Annotated in this window: 16 protein-coding genes and 1 tRNA gene; 12 read left to right on the plus strand and 5 right to left on the minus strand. The window is 42.1% G+C overall.

Features of this window, described 5'->3' with window-relative positions; genetic code table 11:
- Positions 1-140: 140 nt before the first annotated feature.
- The 5 genes from ACQY4U_RS12680 to ACQY4U_RS12700 all read left to right on the plus strand — a co-directional run bounded on the left by ACQY4U_RS12680 (position 141) and on the right by ACQY4U_RS12700 (position 3056).
- Complete coding sequence (locus ACQY4U_RS12680; RefSeq protein WP_428329814.1) at positions 141-971, plus strand: SDR family oxidoreductase; 831 nt, start codon at positions 141-143, stop codon at positions 969-971.
- A gap of 102 nt (positions 972-1073) precedes the next feature.
- On the plus strand, positions 1074-1433 hold the full coding sequence (locus ACQY4U_RS12685; protein ID WP_428329815.1) for a nuclear transport factor 2 family protein: 360 nt from the start codon (positions 1074-1076) through the stop codon (positions 1431-1433).
- Positions 1434-1447: 14 nt separating this feature from the next.
- Complete coding sequence (locus ACQY4U_RS12690) at positions 1448-2431, plus strand: aldo/keto reductase (RefSeq protein WP_428329816.1); 984 nt, start codon at positions 1448-1450, stop codon at positions 2429-2431.
- 72 nt (positions 2432-2503) lie between these two features.
- Positions 2504-2629 (plus strand): hypothetical protein, encoded by a 126-nt coding sequence (locus ACQY4U_RS12695; protein ID WP_428329817.1) that lies wholly within the window; start codon positions 2504-2506, stop codon positions 2627-2629.
- Positions 2630-2651: 22 nt separating this feature from the next.
- Positions 2652-3056 carry a cupin domain-containing protein gene (locus ACQY4U_RS12700; RefSeq protein ID WP_428329818.1) on the plus strand — a complete coding sequence of 135 codons (405 nt, stop codon included), beginning with the start codon at positions 2652-2654 and terminating at the stop codon, positions 3054-3056.
- A gap of 236 nt (positions 3057-3292) precedes the next feature.
- Here ACQY4U_RS12700 and ACQY4U_RS12705 read toward each other — a convergent pair whose 3' ends face one another.
- From ACQY4U_RS12705 to ACQY4U_RS12715, 3 genes are all read right to left on the minus strand, one after another.
- Entirely contained in the window at positions 3293-3739 is a 447-nt protein-coding gene (locus ACQY4U_RS12705; RefSeq protein ID WP_428329819.1) for a VOC family protein, read from the minus strand.
- A 109-nt stretch (positions 3740-3848) separates the two neighbouring features.
- Entirely contained in the window at positions 3849-4724 is an 876-nt protein-coding gene (locus ACQY4U_RS12710) for a helix-turn-helix domain-containing protein (RefSeq protein WP_428329820.1), read from the minus strand.
- Positions 4725-4874: 150 nt separating this feature from the next.
- Positions 4875-4948: transfer RNA gene (locus ACQY4U_RS12715), tRNA-Met, on the minus strand.
- A 165-nt stretch (positions 4949-5113) separates the two neighbouring features.
- On the opposite strand from ACQY4U_RS12715, the gene ACQY4U_RS12720 reads away from it, so the two are divergent.
- The 3 genes from ACQY4U_RS12720 (at position 5114) to ACQY4U_RS12730 (ending at position 8419) form a co-directional block, all read left to right on the plus strand.
- Positions 5114-5494, plus strand: coding sequence for an START-like domain-containing protein (locus ACQY4U_RS12720; protein WP_428329821.1), 381 nt, complete (start codon positions 5114-5116; stop codon positions 5492-5494).
- A gap of 129 nt (positions 5495-5623) precedes the next feature.
- Positions 5624-7066, plus strand: coding sequence for an LptF/LptG family permease (locus tag ACQY4U_RS12725; RefSeq protein WP_428329822.1), 1443 nt, complete (start codon positions 5624-5626; stop codon positions 7064-7066).
- Positions 7067-7216: 150 nt separating this feature from the next.
- Positions 7217-8419: a bifunctional 3,4-dihydroxy-2-butanone-4-phosphate synthase/GTP cyclohydrolase II gene (locus tag ACQY4U_RS12730; protein ID WP_428329823.1), complete on the plus strand. Its 1203-nt coding sequence runs from the start codon at positions 7217-7219 to the stop codon at positions 8417-8419.
- Here the strand turns inward: ACQY4U_RS12730 and ACQY4U_RS12735 are convergent.
- Positions 8413-12861, minus strand: a complete 4449-nt coding sequence (locus ACQY4U_RS12735; RefSeq protein WP_428329824.1) for a translocation/assembly module TamB domain-containing protein — start codon at positions 12859-12861, stop codon at positions 8413-8415. The genes ACQY4U_RS12730 and ACQY4U_RS12735 overlap by 7 nt on opposite strands.
- Positions 12862-13055: 194 nt before the next feature.
- Between ACQY4U_RS12735 and tsaD the strand changes: the two genes are divergently transcribed.
- From tsaD to ACQY4U_RS12755, 4 genes are all read left to right on the plus strand, one after another.
- Positions 13056-14057 (plus strand): tRNA (adenosine(37)-N6)-threonylcarbamoyltransferase complex transferase subunit TsaD, encoded by a 1002-nt coding sequence (tsaD, locus tag ACQY4U_RS12740; protein ID WP_428329825.1) that lies wholly within the window; start codon positions 13056-13058, stop codon positions 14055-14057.
- 108 nt (positions 14058-14165) lie between these two features.
- Positions 14166-14336 carry a hypothetical protein gene (locus tag ACQY4U_RS12745; RefSeq protein ID WP_428329826.1) on the plus strand — a complete coding sequence of 57 codons (171 nt, stop codon included), beginning with the start codon at positions 14166-14168 and terminating at the stop codon, positions 14334-14336.
- A 126-nt stretch (positions 14337-14462) separates the two neighbouring features.
- The gene (locus ACQY4U_RS12750) at positions 14463-16103 is read left to right on the plus strand and encodes a M28 family peptidase (RefSeq protein ID WP_428329827.1); all 1641 of its coding nucleotides are present in this window, start codon (positions 14463-14465) and stop codon (positions 16101-16103) included.
- Positions 16104-16141: 38 nt separating this feature from the next.
- Positions 16142-17338, plus strand: a complete 1197-nt coding sequence (locus ACQY4U_RS12755) for a threonine synthase (protein WP_428329828.1) — start codon at positions 16142-16144, stop codon at positions 17336-17338.
- Between the two features lie 147 nt (positions 17339-17485).
- Here the strand turns inward: ACQY4U_RS12755 and ACQY4U_RS12760 are convergent, their stop codons facing one another.
- Positions 17486-19891: a M1 family metallopeptidase gene (locus tag ACQY4U_RS12760; RefSeq protein ID WP_428329829.1), complete on the minus strand. Its 2406-nt coding sequence runs from the start codon at positions 19889-19891 to the stop codon at positions 17486-17488.
- Positions 19892-19954 lie beyond the last annotated feature (63 nt).

Below are 19954 nucleotides of genomic sequence, written 5' to 3' on the forward strand. Positions count from 1 at the left end.
TAATGTTTGCCTTATGCCGGATGGCCAATCAGTGATATTGGTAGGTAATACAGTGATTTGTATAACAATCAGCAAAATAATAGGTCGCACTTTTGTACTATGCCAAAGCAATCATCAATCAATACCTAATAAAGATATAAATGAAAAATGTAAATGTTGTAATCGGAGCCGGATCAATCGGTCAGGCTATAGTTAGGCGGGTTAGCGCCGGAAAGCATGTGTTGCTGGCTGATATACGGCAGGAAAATGCGGATGCTGCAGCAAAAACATTAAGCGACGCAGGTTTTACCGTAACTACAACTACCGTAGATGTAACCTCGCGCGCTTCGGTTCATACGCTTGTTGAACTGGCAATGACACTCGGAGATATTACCGGTGTAATACATGCGGCAGGCGTTTCTCCATCGCAGGCACCGCCGGAGGTTATATTGCATGTTGATCTTTATGGAACTGCATTGGTACTGGAAGAATTTGGCAATGTTATAGCAGCAGGTGGTTCAGCAGTTGTTATTGCTTCACAATCCGGGCACCGTTTGCCGGCACTTTCAGCAGCTCAAAATTCAGCATTAGCATTAACGCCTGTTGATGAGCTGCTTCAACTTCCTTTTCTTCGGCCCGGTCAGGTAACCGATCCGCTGAATGCTTATCAGATCTCCAAACGGGGCAATTCGCTGCGTGTAATGGCAGAAGCTGTTCGCTGGGGAAAACGTGGTGCACGGGTAAATACCATTAGTCCCGGTATCATTATTACCCCGTTGGCGAACGATGAGTTGAAAGGACCCCGTGGCGATGGCTACAGGCGAATGCTGGAAATATCGCCGGCAGGGCGGGCCGGAACGCCTGACGAGGTAGGCACTGTTGGTGCATTATTGATGGGGCCGGATGGCGCATTTATTACCGGCAGCGATTTTTTGATGGATGGCGGGGTAACAGCTGCTTACTGGTACGGCGAGCTTGCTCCAAATAAATAAAAGGTATACATACAGTGATATTGGTAGGTAAACCAGTGATCTGTATAACATCAGGATGGAGATCAAAACAGACCTTTGCATCTATACAATATCAATAAAATTATGAGCACTGAAGCTGAGATCCTGCAATTATCATTAGAAAAGTTTCGCTGGAAAACAGAGGGGGAAATTGACCGGATTGCTGACTTGTTTGATGATGACCTGGTATTTATTCATATTACCGGCCATCAAACCACAAAAACTGAATGGATCAGCCAACTACGGTCAAAGCATTTTGTTTATAACCGAATTAATCAGCGCGAAGCAAAGGTTAAGGCTTATGGCGATACAGCTGTACTTGTAGGAAAAGCCGACTTTAGGGTTAACGGCGGCAGCCTTTATAAACTCATTTATACAGAAGTATATACCAAAAAGAAAAACCAGTGGAAACTGGTGAATTTGCATACCACATCTACTTACTGATAAATATAACAAACATGGAAAAGAGAAAATTAGGAAACAGCGGATTGGAAGTATCTGCATTAGGCTTAGGCTGTATGGGATTAAGTTTTGGTTACGGCCCTGCTGCTAAAACAAAGGATGCCATTAAATTAATACATGCCGCTGTAGAAAAAGGCGTTACCTTTTTTGATACAGCCGAGGCTTATGGCCCGTTTAAAAATGAAGAGCTATTAGGTGAAGCGCTTGCTCCTTATCGTAATCAAATTGTTATTGCTACCAAATTTGGCTTTAAAGAGGGTGATTCATCAAAAGGTGTGGATAGTAATCCAAAACGCATCCGCCAGGTTGCCGAAGAATCTTTAACACGTTTAAAAACAGACCGGATTGATCTTTTCTACCAGCACCGGGTTGACCCGAACGTGCCGATGGAAGATGTGGCAGGTACGGTTAAAGAGCTGATACAGGAAGGTAAAGCAAAACATTTTGGCATGTCTGAAGCTGGCGTAACATCTATCCGTAAAGCGCATGCCGTTCAACCTGTTGCCGCTTTGCAAAGCGAATATTCTTTATGGTGGCGCGAGCCCGAGAACGAAATTTTGCCAACGCTGGAAGAATTAGGGATAGGCTTTGTACCATTTAGCCCCTTGGGTAAAGGCTTTTTAACCGGCGCTATTAATGCAGCTACCACTTTTGATAAAACAGACTTTAGGAACATCGTACCGCGTTTTTCAACAGATGCCAGAGTGGCTAACCAGGCAATGGTGAATCTGCTAACTAAAATAGCACTTGAAAAAGAGGCTACACCGGCGCAAATTGCATTAGCATGGTTGCTGGCGCAAAAGCCATGGATAGTACCTATCCCCGGAACAACCAAAATACACCGCCTCGAAGAAAATTTAGGTGGAGCTGAGATTGAGTTGACTACGGAAGATCTGAAACAAATTGAAGATGCAGCCTCACAAATTAAGATTGAAGGCGCGCGCTACCCCGAACATTTACAAAAAAGGGTAGGTAATTAATAGTAGAAAAATACGGAATGAAATACAGAAAATTGGGAACGGCGGACTTTAAGTATCCGCATTAGGAATGGGTTGTATGAACCTGAGCTTGCTATTGATCTGGAATTAACGACGGAAGATTTGAAAGAGATCGACAGCGAACTTGCTAAAATTAATGTGCAGGGCGACAGGTTAGATGCCGGCCTGCTAAGTATGTGAATAATCATTTAAAAACAATACCATGAATACTGAACAAAACGAAATTTTCCAAAGAGGGGATCAAGGCTCGGCAGATTACTTTAACGGTACTGCCTGGGTTAAAATATTAGTACCAAAAGACCAGACAGGCACTTATGGTGTAGGTAACGTAGTTTTTGAACCGGGCTGCCGCAATAACTGGCATACCCACGCTACCGGGCAGATCTTATTGATTACTGATGGTAAAGGCTGGTACCAGGAAAAAGGGCAAGCCGCAAGGCCATTAACCAAAGGTGATGTAGTTGTAATACCAGTTGATGTGGTCCATTGGCATGGTGCCGCCAAAGACAGCAGCTTTACCCACATCGTTATAACCAATAACTCGCCCGAAGGCCCGGTAAAATGGATGGAACGGGTTTCGGATGAGGAATATAATTCACTTGGATAAGCAATATTATCATAATAAAACTAACTGCAGCTGCCATCAGGCTTTTTTTATCTGCAAATTTCAGTTCTCAATTATGATAATTCCTTAACAGGACGATGACATGTTTTTTGACTATACAAAGCTGCCGGGCGACGATATTTTTACATTATAAAAGGTTATCAGTTAAAATGGAATTTCCCGGCAGCATGATGTTTTTTAAATTATTTGATTTTTTTTGACAGGTTAAGCATCCTGCATTAGATATTCTCTGTTAGTTCGATCACATTACCAAATAAGTCGGCGATAAAGCCACAGCGTTTGCCAATTGCCGCTACAGGAAAAGGTTCTCTTAAAACAGTTACGTTGTTTTCGCGCAGCGCAGCGATTGTTTCATCAAGATTTTCAACTTCAAAACATAGGTGCTGAAAACCCGAAATTATAGGTTGCGACGAATCTTGGCTTGATCCACTGATTCCGCCGTTCAGTATCTCCAGCCAAAAGTTATCATCGTTGGCAGGAGCCAGGAAAGCCATATTAAGTTCTCCTACTGACCATTTTTTGAGTAGCCTGAAACCCAGTTTTTCAATATACCAACTGATAGATCCATCAAAATCTGTAGTCCTTAACCCTATGTGGGCGGCCCGCATTTTACCGTAAACGCCCTCCGTATTTTTGACCGGAATCTCAATCATTTTATTTTCCATTGTAAGCTATTAATAAGTAATTCGATGTTTTGTTTAAACATTCAAAATTAGTATAAAGCGGAATACAAGCAGAAAGTGTTCTATGGTGTTTCCTTATGAATTGATAGGACTATTCGCTGATTTCATTGCGATAATCAAGCGGAGTGACCGAAGTGATCCTTTTAAAGAACCTATTGAAATATGAAGTATCCTTAAATCCCAGATTAAAAGCTATTTCTTTAACGGACATCGAAGTATTATATAGTAGTCTTTTTGCCTCCAGGATCTGCCGGTCATGAACATGCATCATAACGGTTTTCCCGCTTTGTTCTTTGATAAGGGCATTCAAATGACTTACAGAAATATTTAGCATTGTTGCATATGTTTTCACCTCGGAAATACTTTTGTAATGGTTTTCTATTTCAGCCTGAAATCTGCGGTAAAGTTCGTGCCGTTGTAAAGGGCCGGTATTTTTATGTTGTTTGTTGTAAATACGAGCAAGATAAATGAACAATATACGGATATAAGCATACAGCATTTCATCCTGTAAATCTTCCGTATGCTCATATTCGGTAACAATATGCTGCATAAGCTCTGAAATTGATTTTTTTTCATCTTTTTCAAGGATGATTTCATTGCCGAAATTCATATTTTGCATAAATGGGAGCAGCAGCAGATCAGCGTTTTGTTTGAGCTGGAAATAATCGCTGGTGATGCATATAGCTGTACCGGAAGTTCTTACATCATCTTTGGCGTGCACCTGTTCTGGTGTCGAAAAGAAAACGGCCTCAGATTTGAATTCGTAAGGTACCATATCAACCCAGTGACGGCCGCTGCCGGTTTTAATAAACATCAGCAGATAGTAGGCTTTCCGGTGAGGAGATAACCATATTTTTTTCTGCGGCAGCAATTCATCATTATGACGAACGGTAACAAGCCTCATTCTTTCGCCGGGCTCCCGGAAGATATTGTACACAGGTATTGCACGAGCAGGTGTATTAACCATGGCGTTTTAGCGGTGTATTTATGAACACAATAATAAAGATTAATAAAATGTTTGTCTGCTGTCTGAAGTGCCCCACTTCGGACGAATATGCATGTAGATTGCATCAACAGCCCAACAAAAAAGCCGCCTTACTTTCGTAAAGCGGCTTTGTAGCGGGGAGCAGGATCGAACTGCCGACCTTAGGGTTATGAATCCTACGCTCTAACCATCTGAGCTACCCCGCCGTTTGTTTTATTTAATACAGAAAGTGCCTCGCGCTTAAATATTTGGTTATGAAATTTAAACCGCACACCCCGTTTAAAAAGGTTTGCAAATATAGCAGAAATTCGTTTTCTTTAGAAAAAATGTTAACATTTACAGCTAACGCGTTTTCTAAAGTATAAACCCACATGTCCGAAAAGAAAAAATTTAACTTAGAGTATGAAATAAAATCATCTCCGCGCATACTGTATACCTTTCTAAATGAGTCTAATGGGTTATCACAATGGTTTGCCGACGAGGTAAATGTAAGGGACCAGGTTTATACATTTACATGGGATGGCGAGCAGCAAAAAGCAAAGCTGATGGCCATAAAAGAGAACAAATTAGTTCGTTTTAAGTGGGTTGATGATGAGCCGCAGTTCTTTTTTGAGATGGAAATCATCCAGGATGAGCTTACTAATGATGTTGCTTTGAGCATTACCGACTTTGCTACTGATGAAACTTTAAGTGAGCGTAAACTGATTTGGGACAACCAGATTAAGTACCTTATAAGTACGCTTGGCGCCTAAAAAAATTTAATTATACCTATTTTTGTATGTTTAAATCATAATGCACGTTATTAGGTATCAATAATTGCGCGTTATAGCCTTTTGCTGCTGTTTTGCAGGTTAAAGGTGCATGCAACCAGGTTATCCCAGATGAAGAAAATACATCTTTTACTACTTAAATCATTTATACGGCCTTTCCTTGTCACTTTCATGATAGTGATGTTTGTGCTGCTGATGCTGTTTTTATTTAAATACATCGATGATTTGATTGGTAAAGGCTTTGAGTGGTATGTTATACTTCAGTTAATGATGTATGCATCGGCCACCAACGTACAAATGGCACTTCCGCTCTCGGTACTGCTATCCTCCATCATGACTTATGGCAGCCTCGGCGAAAACTATGAATTAGTAGCCATAAAATCGGCTGGGATTTCCCTGCGCCGGGCGCTGTACCCCATGTTAGTGGTGGTAGCTTTATTAAGTGTTGGGGCCTTCCTGTTTTCGGATTATATGCTGCCCAAGGCCAACCTTAAATATTATTCACTGCTGTACGATGCCCGTCAGCAAAAATCTGCCAACTTTTTACCCGAGGGTGTTTTCAGTACCAGTTTTCCGGGATATGTGATCCGTGTAAAAAGAAAAGGTAAGGATGGGCAAACGCTTTACGGGATTATGATCTACGTAAAAAACCTGGCCGAAAATAATACCGACGTTTTACTTGCCCGTGAAGGAAAAATGTACCGTACACCCAACGGCGATTTCCTGATCCTTAAACTTAAGGATGGTGTAAAATATTCAGAAACACATGGCCGGTCAAACTTTAATAACCGCCAGATATTGACCCGCTATCGTTTTAAGGAAACTGAACAAAAGTTTGATATATCGGGCCTTAAAATGCACCGGACCGCCGAAAGTGAGTTTAAGTCGGCCTTTCAAATGATGGACTTGAAGCTGTTAAAAGACAACCAGGAGTTTACCCAGCGCCAGGTTGATAGCGGTATATCTGTAAATTTTAAACTGATTACGGCTTATATTAAATATTTTACAATCCCCAACAAACCCGATTCTGTTAAAAAGCATCCGGATAAAGATAGGGCTACGCTTGGCGGCTTAAAGCTAAACGACCAGATAAACGCCGTTGTTAATGCAACCAGCGAAGCCCGTTCCATACAGGATCTGATCAAAAACAGGGCTGAGCGAAACAGCGAGCTGAACAAAACTATCCGGAGGGCTGTACTTGAGTATCAGAAAAAGTTCACGCTCTCGGCAGCTTGTATTGCCTTGTTTTTAATAGGTGCGCCGCTTGGGGCTATTATACGCAAGGGGGGGCTGGGTTTGCCTGTGGTAGTATCGGTGATTTTTTTCCTGATCTACTACATCATTTCAACCATTGGCGAAAAATCAGTTAAGGATGGTGATCTGTCGCCGGTTATTGGTTCATGGGTGGCCATTTTAATTATAACGCCAATAGGGCTTTTTCTATCCTACAAAGCGGCTACCGACTCAGCATTATTTGATATGGATCTATACAAACGCTTTTTTAACAAGCTGTTTAAGCGCCGTTCAAATGTGCCAGCCGATACCCGTAAATAGCATGTAGAGGCAACCCTGTACCTGATAAACCCCGTACTAATTTACACAGTACCGACCTTAATGATCTTATTATCATTTAAATTTGCGTGAAAGTTCAAAAATAGGTGTGAACCGGCCTAAACTGCTTAATCATACCCAAACACCTGTATAATGTTAAATACAATAGAAGAAGCAATAGAAGCCATAAAAAGTGGCAAAACAATTATAGTAGTTGATGATGAGGACCGTGAAAACGAGGGTGATTTTTTAACCGCAGCCCGCAACGCTACACCCGAAACTATAAACTTTATGGTACGCCACGGCCGTGGCCTGGTTTGTGCCCCAATTACTTTGCAGCGCGCCCAGGAACTTGATCTTGCACCTATGGTTAGCCGCAATACCACCTCGCACGAAACTAATTTTACGGTTTCGATTGATTTGTTAGAGGGCTGTACTACTGGTATCTCGGCTTCTGACCGTTCAAAAACTACCTTAGCTTTGATCGATCCGGCTATTAAGCCGCATGATTTAGGCCGCCCGGGTCATATATTCCCGCTGATAGCAAAAGATGGTGGCGTACTGCGCAGAACAGGCCATACCGAAGCTGCTATTGATTTAGCCGTATTGGCCGGATTTGAGCCTGCAGGGGTAATCTGTGAGATAATGAAGGAAGATGGCGATATGGCCCGCTTACCCGATCTATTGCTGATTGCTAAGGAGTTTGACCTGAAGATAATTTCAATAAAAGACCTGATCGCTTACCGCCTGGCAACCGAGTCATTGGTGCATAAAGATATATCAGTAAAAATGCCTACTAAATGGGGCGATTTTGAGATGGTTGCCTATACACAGGCTGATACTGGCGAAAACCATGTTGCTTTGGTAAAAGGCAGCTGGGAACCTGATGAAGCTATATTGGTGCGTGTACACAGTTCATGCGTAACCGGCGATATTTTTGGCTCATGCCGTTGTGATTGCGGGCCGCAGTTGCACCGTGCTATGGAAATGATAAACAAAGAAGGCAAAGGCGTTATTGTTTACATGAACCAGGAAGGGCGGGGTATAGGCCTTATCAACAAACTTAAGGCTTACCATTTGCAGGAAAACGGTATGGATACTGTTGAGGCAAATATTGCATTAGGTTTTAAAGGCGATGAACGCGACTATGGCGTTGGTGCGCAAATATTGCGCAGCCTGGGCGTATCAAAAATGCGTTTAATGTCAAACAATCCTACCAAACGTGCAGGCTTAATTGGCTACGGACTTGAGGTGGTTGAAAACGTGCCGATTGAGATAGCATCAAACCCGCACAACGAAGTTTACCTACGCACCAAGAGAGATAAAATGGATCATGCAATTATGCGCGATCATTGATCTTCATCGTCGGGTTTAGGGGTTAGCGTACCTGTTGTTGGTGGTATTGGTGCCGGGATTATAGGTTTCTTTTTAGGACTCTGTTTCCTGAAGATGTTCTTGATGAACTCTGCAAAAGTATCAAAGTCCTGCTGGTAAACTAATCCCAATCCATTTACATACTGGTCGCTCAACTGGCCGCTCAATGTATTAAGGGTGGTACTGTTTAAAACCCTGTATGAGTAACGTGCGCTCAGGTTACCATCCTTACGGATCAGGTACTGCGCTTCAAAATCCTTGGTTAACTGGCTAAAGTTTGAATTAAACAAGCTGGTATTGTTTTGAAACAGATCACTTCCTCCGGATACGTTGGAGTTAAATAAGCTCCCGGTAAGCGTTAAACGGTTTTTAAACCTGTAGGATAAGCTTGCATCATTGAACGAGCGGATGTTAAGATCCACATTTTTAATGTTTGACTGCGAAATAAAGCTGTTTAATTTATTAAACGCAAACTCACTTACAGCCTCAGTAGCTGTACCCACCACCTGGTTAGTTAAATTATTATTGGCACCGTTTGAAAAATTGCGCCTTACAATTATACTCAGCGCCTGCTGGCTGCGGTTATTATTATCAGAAAGATAAGTGCTCAGGTCGTCTTTTATTGAGGGATCGAGCGGGAAGTTAAAGTCGAAATCAATAGTTGGCTGTAATAATGTTTTAGTGAGTATCAGTTCGGCCTGTACAAGCGCCAGTGATCTGCCTTTTGGTGAGGATGATCCCGCTGCCTGGTAAAGCGGAGATATGTCTGTACGCACCTCGTAAATAGCATTCAGATTAATGGTGGCATTTGATGGGTTGCCCGTCCAGTGGATGGTACCGCCCTGGTTAACGGTAAAGTTTTTACTGATAAAATTCTTTGCCGTAAATTCAAACTTACCTGATGTGATCAAAAAGTCGCCGAACATATCAAAATCGCCCAGGCTGTTAATATTAAGCTTTAATCCTTTTGCCTGCCCGTTGCCTTCAAGCACACCATAATCGGTAGTGATCTTAATGGTTGTTTTCTCATCAACGGTAAGGTCAAAGTTAAGGGTTACGCCGCCAAATGCCCTATCGTGCGGGGCCAGCTTGGTGGTGTCATTATGGCTAACAAACTTTATAAAATCATAATCGCCAACGGTTGATGAGGTATTAAGGGGTATGTTAAATATAGTACCGGCTTCTGTACTGGCCTTAATATCAATCTTCATGTTATCAACAGGGCCGTTAAAGCTAAACCGCCCTGTTCCGTAAGCCGTACCGTAATAAACGTGATTATCTTTAAACGTGGTATTCAAAGCCATCAGGTTTTTAGCTACAAGCACTGCTTCAATATCAGGGTTCGACAGATCAGTCAAATCAACCGTTCCGTTAACCACGCCGGTGCCCTTTTTAACATCGCGTAGCACCATGTTATTGATCTTGATTAAACTATTGGCAACCTCAAGCGTATCATTAGCAGTTAAGGCCGTTTTTAAATAATTAATAGTTACGCCTGTATTATTTAAAATTACGTTACCGTTTAACTGGGGTTTTGAGGTAGGGCCCGATAACTTTAAATTGGTAGATACTGTTCCCTTGATGTTTGATACCAGGTCTTTTATAAAAGGTTCAAAAATAATGGCCTCGGTATGGTCCATTTTTACATCAAAGTCAAGGTTGTCTTCTGTATCATGGCCCAGGTTATAAACCCCGGCAATATTCATGGTTTCCAGCCCCTGGTTATTGATATTAACCTTTACGTTAGCCTGTTTGCGGTCGTTGCCAAGGTTTGATTCTATTTTTACATTACCCACCAGCGTTTTATTCATCACCAAGGTATCAATGTTTAGTTTGGCATCAACGCCCGGCGATTTAATGATAGATGTAAACTTAACATCGCCATTAAGCGATCCCTTTAAACGGATCCCCGTTGATTTGGTAAGCTGATTTAAAGTAGCCATACTGAATTGCTGGAACGAGAGCTTCAGCTCATCCGCCGGATTGTCAGAAATAAAACCATCAATCTTTACCTTTTGCCTGCCGTTTGAAAGCTCAAAGCCCGATACCTGGGTTTTGCCATTCAAAAATTTGATCCTCACCTTATTCTGGATCTTCCAGTATTCATGCTCCAATATCACATCCGATGGCAGCAGTTGCAGCTTAGCCGTAGTATCGCGCCCAAAATTAACCAGCCCGTAAAGGTCTAACTGGTTCACGGCATCTTTATCTGATAGCTTGATGTTAAAGTTCAGGCTGTCCTTCTTTAAAAAATTGGTTACGGTAATGTTTTTGATAAACAGGCTATCGGTAATATTGATCTTACTTAATGATACGTTGAGCCCTAAAAAGTCATCGTTGGTGCTTTCGTCAATAATAAAATCATGAAAAACTGTTTTACCTAACTGTATGGTTTTAATGTAGGCGTTTAGCGTAGCTGTTTTTGTTTCCGAATTAAACTCTCCAATAAAAGTACCCTGATCCGGCATTTTAAGATCGGGCACAAAAATGGCAATCAGCGGGTCAATATTCTTTAGCGTAAGGTTGAACGAAAAATCCTGTGGCTTGGGCGTTACAATAGTTGTTTTTAATGAGGGGATGTACTTTTTAACTATAGTTTTAAAGTACGACGGCAGGGTTTCCAGGTCATAGCTGCCTTTAATATAACCATCTGCAAAATCTGATTTTAGGTTGATGGCTCTGGCGTTACCTGTTCCGTTGGCTGTTAAAAGTAAAGAGTCGGCGGTGTAGTTGTTTCTTGGGTCAACAATCCGCATTCTTCTCAGTTCCACTTTCCCGGTAATATTGTTCAGGCTGTTGCCGGCAAAGTTTGTTTTTATCTGCGTGGTAAAGGTAATGGTATCAGCAAGTAGGTTTAATGCATGCAGCTGGGCGTTGTCAATATTTGCATTAAAGGTATACGCCGGTAAGGCAGGGTTAAGGTCGGCGCTGCCGCTGCCACTCATTTTTATCTTTTTATCGTTAATAGTTAAATTAACATTGGCTATTTTTTTATTGAATGTACCATTCAAGGTAAGGTTGTGATAATTATAACCCTTAAAATCAAGCGCGCTAATTTTAGCATCAAGGGTTTCATTCAGGTTTTTAAGGGCATCACCGCTGCCTTTTATATTGGCTGATAGCGTGGCGCGGCCCAGGGTTTCTTCATCAAGCAACGCGCCAATATCAAATGCATAAGTATCCAGCTTTCCGCTGTATGATGGAATGCCTTTTTTGTTGATCTTTAAGTTAATGTCTGAATCAAACCGGCCCAATTTGGTTTTAAAAGTACCGTAAGCCACAAAATCATTTTGCAAGCCGGTAAATCGCCCGGCGAAGTTCACATTGCCAAATTTGCCTATAATATCAGGTACCGTAGCATTTTTGGTGCCTGTAAAATTGCTGTACAGGTAATCAAGGTCGGCTTTGTTGGTGGCTATCTGGTCAAATTTCAGCTCTAAAAAAGTATTGTCCCAATCCGGTAATCCGCGCAGGTTAAAGTCGCCTTTTATATAGGTAGCCTTGCCGCCTGTTATCGTCAGGTTTTTGGCTTTCAGGTTATTTACATAGCCTCTTATGCGCCCGTCAACACCTAAATCAAACTTAACATGCTCAAGCCCTGTAGTAAAAAAGGCAATATCTGATGATGCTATTTTTGAGCTCTTGAAATCGCCATCCATATAAACCCGGTCTTCAATATGGCTGCTTACATCGCTGAATGATTTAAACTTCATCCTGAAATAGTTTTTCAGATCTGAGTGATCGGTTACCACTAACAGGTTTTGTGCCAGTATCTGGTTGGTATCGATAGTAGCTAAAGCATGGAATTTTTTGAGATAGAAACCGCTTTTTTCGCGCAGGGTAAGGCTACGTACATCACCTTTAAAAAGGTGGTTAACAATATCCATATTATTGATAACGGCACTAAAACGCGTAACATCCAGGTCATCAAAATTTATTTCTTTTATTACAGTATCTATCAGCTTGTTCTTGTACCTGAAATGGAAGTTATTGATTGTTATTTTTTCAAATATGGTTTTCCAGGGTTTGGATGGCGTTTTGCTGGTATCCGGCGAACTGAAATAATCTGTAATAAATTTAAGGTTTGATGTGCTGTCCTTTTGTGTTTTAAGATAAACAGAGCCATTATCAAGCTTTATCTCCTTAAAATCAATCACCCTTTTTTTAATACTGCTGAAAATTGAGAAGCCATTTAGCTCAACCTCCAGCTTCGGGGTGCTTAGCAAAGTATCCTTTTGCTTATCCAATACATATAAACCCTCCAGCACTACTGATGAAAATGGTTTTATGTACAGGCTTTTAATATCAATTTTTGTTTGAAGTTTTTCTGACAGGTAACCCGCCGCCTTTTTTGCCGCCCAGGTTTGTACTGGTTTATACTGGAACACCAGTAATAGTATGCTAACTACCAATAGGATGACCAATACTATACTTAACGCTATTTTGAGTAGTTTTTTAATAACTTTGCAGCTTAAATTAGTTAGCGATTTATTGGGCTATTTAATAATTGATTGTTAAACACCGTTTGCAAGTTAAAGTTTAGCATCGGGTTATGTAAATCAAAAATTAATTCAGTTAGCAAATTCAATAAATCAATAAATTACAAATTCAAATAGTTGTGCCTGTAATATTAGCAATCGAATCTTCATGTGATGAAACCTCGGCCTCGGTATGTGTTGATGGTGAGATATTAAGCAACGTTATTGCCAATCAAACCATTCACGAAGCTTACGGAGGCGTTGTCCCTGAGCTTGCCTCAAGGGTTCATCAGCAAAATATTGTTCCTGCTGTGCAACAAGCACTATTAAACGCAAAAGTAAGCAAAAATGACATTGATGCGGTAGCTTTTACGCGCGGACCCGGACTTTTAGGCTCCCTGCTTGTTGGCGTATCGTTTGCAAAGGCCTTTGCACTTGCTAAAAATATCCCGCTTATTGATATAAACCACATGCAGGCGCATGTGCTTGCTCACTTTATCGGCGATCATAAACCATCGTTCCCGTTTTTATGCCTTACCGTATCGGGCGGGCATACGCAGATAGTTTTGATAAAAGATTATTTTGATATGGAAGTGATAGGCGAAACGCTGGATGATGCCGCTGGCGAGGCTATGGATAAAACCAGTAAAATATTGGGCTTGCCTTACCCGGGTGGGCCACTGATTGATAAATATGCACGTTTAGGTAACCCTGATGCTTATAAATTCCCGGAGCCGCAGATCCCGGGATTCAATTTCAGCTTTAGTGGTTTAAAAACCTCCATCCTTTATTTTATAAGGGATAATGTGGCCAAAGACCCTGATTTTGTGCAAAAGAACCTGAATGACATTTGTGCCTCGGTTGAAAAACGGATAGCCACCATACTGCTGAACAAGCTAAGCAAAGCAGCTCAAGAATATGGTATTAAAGATATTGCTTTAGCAGGAGGTGTATCGGCGAATACGGGTTTACGGGAAGGTTTACGGGTTTTGTGCGATAAAAACGGCTGGAACTGTTTTATACCCAAACTGGAATATTGCACAGATAATGCCGCCATGATTGCCATAGCCGGTTATCACAAATATTTAAAAGGCGAATTTGTGGGGCAGGAAGTAACGCCACTGGCCCGCATGCCATTGTAATAAACAGGCTCCCGGAAGGACAGTCGTTTAAATTCAGAGATTTTAACAGGCCTTCTTGGCTTTAACATAAAGATAATTATAAACCCATTAAGGGTTTAGGGGGTAAAAATGAACATTCCATCACTTATATTCTGGGCAGTATTTGTATTGCCGCTGGTTGTATTTTTAATTTGGCTAATGCGCCAGGACAAACGCAAAGGTGCAACAGGGCTGGTTGTATTAGCTATAATGGTTATTGGTGGTATTATATACATGTATGTAAAAACCAAAGGGCAGTAATTGCCTTAATGGCAGTGTGTTTATAGCGTAAATCCTGTAACATTGTCGATAAAAACCCGTTGATTAATAGCTTTTTGATAACTTGTGAGTTGTTAGTACAAACCACAATTAATTATCCCGTAAAGCATGATCAAAATTTACAAGCTATTATTTATCCTGCCTTTTATAGCGGTTGCTTTTTCGGCAAGCGCACAGCAAATAAAATTAAGTAAAGAGGTTACCCAAGCCTTAAACGTGGTTGATACCGCGCAGATAAAGGCCGATATTTCCTACCTGGCCGATGATAAACTTAAAGGCCGCGCCCCCGGAACTGAAGGCTATCAAATGGCTGTTGATTATGTGATCAGCCGTTTAAAATCCCTCAATGTAAAACCTGCCGGCGAAAATGGTACCTGGTTGCAGGAGGTAAGGTTCCGCAAGGCGTTTACAAAAACTGCCGAGCTTTCTTTAAAGGCATCGTCGGGCGATGATGTTAAACAAGCAGTTTCCGATTATTCTATTCAGCCTAATCCTGCACTTCCGCAGGTTAGCTTAAGCGCTCCGCTGGTATTTGCCGGTTATGGTGTTAGTGAGCCTACCCTTGGTTATGATGATTATGCCGGGCTTAATGTAAAAGGTAAAATTGTAATAGTAACCCGTGGTGCCCCCGAAAAATTCTCGTCATCGGTATCAGCGCATACCATGAACTCCACACAGATATTAAAAGTTGCAGCCGAACATGGTGCAGTAGGTGTTATAATGGCTACGGTAGATTCTGCCTCCCGTTTTAATGGCGGTAGTGGGCCGGGAAGAGGCGTTTACAGTGTTATGGGTAAAGATGGTGCTGTAGTTATTTCCCGGATCTATTATTCAGATCAGGTAAAGGTGTTCGGTGCTTTTGGATATAAATTAATCAGTTCACTTTTTCAACAGGCTGCAAAGTCGTTGCCTGCAGTCTTAGCATCGCTTAAAGCTGGAACACCAAACTCTTTCCAGATCCAGGCAAGCGCATATATTGCCTATACCTCAACCTACCAGGATATTGTGAGCTATAATGTTGTTGGTAAAATTGAAGGTTCGGACCCTAAATTAAAAAATGAATATATAGTGCATAGCGCCCACCTTGACCATTTAGGAATTGGCAGACCGGTTGAAGGTGATTCGATCTATAACGGCGCACATGATAATGCATCGGGTGTAGCCAGTGTTTTGGGGATAGCCCAGATTTATAACAACATCAAGCTAAAACCTAAGCGCTCTATTTTAACCGTACTGTTAACCGGCGAAGAATTGGGCGACCTCGGTTCTGGATATTTTGCTAAAAATCCACCCGTTCCGGTTAAAAGCATAGTGGCCGATGTTAACACCGATATGCCAACCATTATTGCACCGCTGTTGTCGGTTACCGCTTTAGGAGCCGAACATTCTTCGCTGGCTAAACAGGTAGATGAGGCCGCAGGTTATTTAGGACTAAGCGTTGAACCCGACCCTGAACCCAAGCAGGCACGCTTTACCCGCAGCGATCAGTATAGCTTTGTGTTACAGGGCATCCCGGCCCTGCATATTAAATATGGCAGCAAAACGGCCGATGGCAAAAATAACCTGAACGATTTTGTTGCTAAATGGCGTGCTAAGTATTACCACAAACCGCAGGATGATATTAACGGAATATTTGATTTTGCTGCCGGGAAAAAATATGCGCAGCTCAACTTTTTAATAGGATATTTTGTGGCGCAGGATACCGCAAGGCCAACCTGGAACGTTGGCGATATATTTGCAACTAACTAAAACAGGTACCAGCGCTTTCAATTAGTAATAAAAGATCAATGATTAGTGATATTGAAGTAGTAGGAACAGGTTCTTTATTAACTCATTTGCAATGCCCTGAGTGCGGCACCATTCATAATGCAGCAGCAATTAATACGGTTTGTGTTAATGATAGTTGCCGCTCCTCATTATTAGCGGTATATAATTTATCAGGGGGCTTAAAAAAGTCAATGTTGCAGGGCAAGCCTGCCTCCATGTGGCGGTATAAGAAGTTTTTGCCTGTTATTAATGAGAAGAATATTGTTACCCTGGGCGAAGGTTTTACACCTATCATCCCGGTTGAAAACCTGAAACAGTTTATTAGCGATAACGAAGTTTTTTGGAAGGATGAGGCCGGTAACCCCACCGGATCATTTAAAGCGCGAGGCATAAGTGCCGCCGTATCAAAAGCAAAGGAATTAGGAGTACAAGCAATAGCCACACCAACTGCCGGGAACGCCGGCGGGGCATTAGCCGCCTATGCCGCGCGTGCGGGTATGCAGGCCATTGTATATATGCCGAAACAAACCCCAAAGGTTTTTAAGGATGAATGCCGCCTTTATGGTGCGCAGTTGGTTGAGATTGATGGTAACATCAGTGATTGTGGTAAACTGGTTAATGAGCATGCCCTTATCAATAACTGGTTCCAGGTATCAACCTTAAAAGAACCTTACCGCCTTGAAGGTAAAAAAACAATGGGTTATGAAATTGCCGAGCAGTCTAACTGGACTTTACCCGATGTAATTATATACCCCACCGGTGGCGGAACAGGCTTGATAGGTATGTGGAAAGCCTTTGACGAATTACAGCAATTAGGCTGGATAGGGAGCAAGCGCCCCCGTATGGTAGCCGTACAATCAGAAAGCTGCAACGGTATTGTTAATGCCTTTAATGGTGGCCATGCAGTTTCTGAATTTGCAGATGGCGGCTTCACCATAGCCAATGGATTGCGTGTACCCAAACCTTACGCCGACAGGCTAATATTAAAGGTGCTGCGCGATAGCAATGGCACTGCATTAACCATCAGCGATGATGAAATGAGCAGCGCAATAAAAGAAATTGCCCGCCACGAAGGAATGCTGATAGCACCCGAAGGCGCCGCCCTTTGGCAGGCCTATAAAAAATTAAAAGCATCCAAATGGATAAACCCCGGCGAACAAGTTTTGATGATAAACACCGGCAGTGGCTATAAGTATTTGGAAAATATTGAGATTTAGGGGACTAAGTCTTTTGCATAACGCAGAATAACCCTCTCCTGCCACTTCACAGCCAAGAGCACCCCCTTCAATGAGGAGAACTAAAAAAACAAAAAAGGCTGATCTATATACCAGATCAGCCTTTTTTATTAGCCTATAAATAATTGCTTATTTGCTTCCTGAAGCCTGCATCGGGTTTACGCCTGATGACTGGCCACGTACTGCGGCTGCGTTTGCTTTTTGCTTAAATATGGCAAATTTTGATAGCTCCGGCATTTTACCCCAGTAGTTATTGCTTTCGTCAATATCGGCGGTTTCGCGCATCGGATCTAACTTGATGGAGCTAACTTCTTTGTCTTCTACATAAAATTTAGATACATGTTTCTCGTTAAGCCTCCAGATCTGTGCAGGGATACGGTCAATTGATTTGGTTCCGTCTGCAAAAGTAAACTCAACTATAATAGGCATTACCAAACCGCCTTTATTGCTAAAGTTAAGTTCGTAAAAGTATTTGCCTGCATATTTTGTTCTGTCATCATCAGTAAAGGCCTCGGCTGCTGCGCTGCGTTGTGGCGGCATGGCTGCTTTTGTCATTCCGCTGAATTTTGCAGTATCAACATTGGCTAAGCCCCTGTCGTATTTATAATAAAAATCATGTACAGCGGTATCACGGTCTACATAAAATTTAATTTTCTTGTCTTCGCGGTTCCTTATTTTCGAGATGTCATCAAACCCATTAACCGAAGGGGCATCTACTTTAGGTGTAAACGGTCTTCTGGCTGGCATTAATTTAGACATGTCAGCATTCAGGTCGGCCTTTGCAGCTTTAACCGAATCGAGCGAAATATCGCAAGGCTCTGTTCCATAAAACCATCCTCTCCAAAACCAATCAAGGCTCTCGCCGCTGGCATCTTCCATCGTTCTGAAAAAATCGGCAGGTGTAGGGTGTTTAAACTCCCAACGCCTGGCGTATTCTTTAAAGGCATAGTCAAATAGTTCACGGCCCATAATGGTTTCGCGCAAAATATTTAAGCCTGTTGCAGGTTTGGTATAAGCGTTAGGACCAAATCTTACAATGTTTTCAGAGTTGGTCATGATTGGCTCTAATTCATTTTTAGGTAGCTTCATGTAATCAACAATGGTGTAAGCTGCGCCTTTTTTGCTTGGATATTTGTTATCCCAAAGCTCCTCGGTAAGGTATTCAACAAATGAGTTTAAGCCTTCGTCCATCCAGGTCCACTGGCGCTCATCGCTGTTTACAATCATCGGGAAAAAGTTGTGACCAACCTCGTGTATAATTACACCTATCATCCCATTTTTGGTGCTTTCGCTGTAAGTACCGTCTTTTTCGGTACGGCCATAGTTAAAGCAGATCATCGGGTACTCCATACCGTTTGCTGCCTCAACACTCTGCGCAACCGGATAAGGGAAAGGGAATGTAAAGCTTGAATAGCTTTTTACAGTGTGTGCAACCAATTTGGTTGAGAATTTACGGTATAAAGCGTAAGCCTCTTTACCATAATAGCTCATACACATAACAGTTTTTCCTTCAACATTCTGGCCCATACCATCCCAGATGAATTTTCTGGATGATCCCCATGCAAAATCACGTACGTTATTTGCTTGAAAAACCCATGTTTTGGTAGCTGTGCTTGGAGCAGTTTCTCTTTTCTTGGCTTCGTCCAAAGTAACAATCTCAACAGGCTCGGCTGATGTTTTTGCTTTGTTATAACGGGCCAGCTGTGCAGGTGTTAATACGGCAGCATAGTTAATACATTCGCCGGTAGCACCAATCACGTGATCGGCAGGAACGGTCATCTGTACTTTAAAGTTACCAAAGGTTAAAGCAAATTCACCGCGACCGGTAAACTGGTGGTTTTGCCAGCCTTGGAAATCGCTGTAAACGCAAAGACGCGGGTACCACTGTGTCATGGTGAACAGGTAATTGCCATCGCCCGGGAAGTATTCATAACCACCGCGGCCGCCAAGGCTCATCCTGTCAGATATTTTGTAGTTCCATTTTACGGTAAAAGCCATACGCTGGCCGGGTTTTAAAGCGGCAGGCAGGTCAATACGCATCATGGTTTTATTTATTACGTAAGGCAGGCTTTTGCCCAACGCATCGGTAATGCTTTCTATTTTATCTCCATAGCCGTTATCGCCAGTAACTTTTTCGGCCCTGTCTAACGTGATCGTACCAGCACCGCGTGGCATGGTTGAGCTTTGCTGATAGTTTGCATTATCGTTATTGTTGTGCTGGTTCTCATCTAACTGCAGCCAGATATAATCCAAAGGATCGGGCGAGTTATTGAAGTAGGTAATGGTTTCGGTACCGGTAAGTTTCAGGTTCTTTTCGTCCAGGTTACATTTAATATCGTAATCTGCACGTTGCTGCCAGTACTTTGCACCGGGTGCACCGCTGGCGGTACGCTGCTCATTGGGCGTATTTAAAATAGTGCCCAGTTGCTCAAACTTATTGCCGTGGTTACTGCCCGGGTTATTCTGAATATCCTGTGCAGAAACAACACCCGCAATACTAAAAGTAAGAAGGAGTGAAGTAAAAACTTTTTTCATTGAGTTAATTATTATTTTTTATAAGATCAGTTTCAATTTTCAAGTCCGGATCTGTTGGGGTAT

Source organism: Mucilaginibacter sp. (assembly GCF_965277465.1).
Lineage (GTDB): Bacteria > Bacteroidota > Bacteroidia > Sphingobacteriales > Sphingobacteriaceae > Mucilaginibacter.

What these genes read in the sequence shown, in the direction of transcription:
- ACQY4U_RS12680 (WP_428329814.1), top strand. Translation starts at nt 141, where the DNA reads ATGAAAAATGTAAATGTTGTAATCGGAGCCGGATCAATCGGTCAGGCT.
- ACQY4U_RS12685 (WP_428329815.1), top strand. Translation starts at nt 1,074, where the DNA reads ATGAGCACTGAAGCTGAGATCCTGCAATTATCATTAGAAAAGTTTCGC.
- ACQY4U_RS12690 (WP_428329816.1), top strand. Translation starts at nt 1,448, where the DNA reads ATGGAAAAGAGAAAATTAGGAAACAGCGGATTGGAAGTATCTGCATTA.
- ACQY4U_RS12700 (WP_428329818.1), top strand. Translation starts at nt 2,652, where the DNA reads ATGAATACTGAACAAAACGAAATTTTCCAAAGAGGGGATCAAGGCTCG.
- ACQY4U_RS12705 (WP_428329819.1), bottom strand. Translation starts at nt 3,739, where the DNA reads ATGGAAAATAAAATGATTGAGATTCCGGTCAAAAATACGGAGGGCGTT.
- ACQY4U_RS12710 (WP_428329820.1), bottom strand. Translation starts at nt 4,724, where the DNA reads ATGGTTAATACACCTGCTCGTGCAATACCTGTGTACAATATCTTCCGG.
- ACQY4U_RS12720 (WP_428329821.1), top strand. Translation starts at nt 5,114, where the DNA reads ATGTCCGAAAAGAAAAAATTTAACTTAGAGTATGAAATAAAATCATCT.
- ACQY4U_RS12725 (WP_428329822.1), top strand. Translation starts at nt 5,624, where the DNA reads ATGAAGAAAATACATCTTTTACTACTTAAATCATTTATACGGCCTTTC.
- ACQY4U_RS12730 (WP_428329823.1), top strand. Translation starts at nt 7,217, where the DNA reads ATGTTAAATACAATAGAAGAAGCAATAGAAGCCATAAAAAGTGGCAAA.
- ACQY4U_RS12745 (WP_428329826.1), top strand. Translation starts at nt 14,166, where the DNA reads ATGAACATTCCATCACTTATATTCTGGGCAGTATTTGTATTGCCGCTG.
- ACQY4U_RS12750 (WP_428329827.1), top strand. Translation starts at nt 14,463, where the DNA reads ATGATCAAAATTTACAAGCTATTATTTATCCTGCCTTTTATAGCGGTT.
- ACQY4U_RS12755 (WP_428329828.1), top strand. Translation starts at nt 16,142, where the DNA reads ATGATTAGTGATATTGAAGTAGTAGGAACAGGTTCTTTATTAACTCAT.
- ACQY4U_RS12760 (WP_428329829.1), bottom strand. Translation starts at nt 19,891, where the DNA reads ATGAAAAAAGTTTTTACTTCACTCCTTCTTACTTTTAGTATTGCGGGT.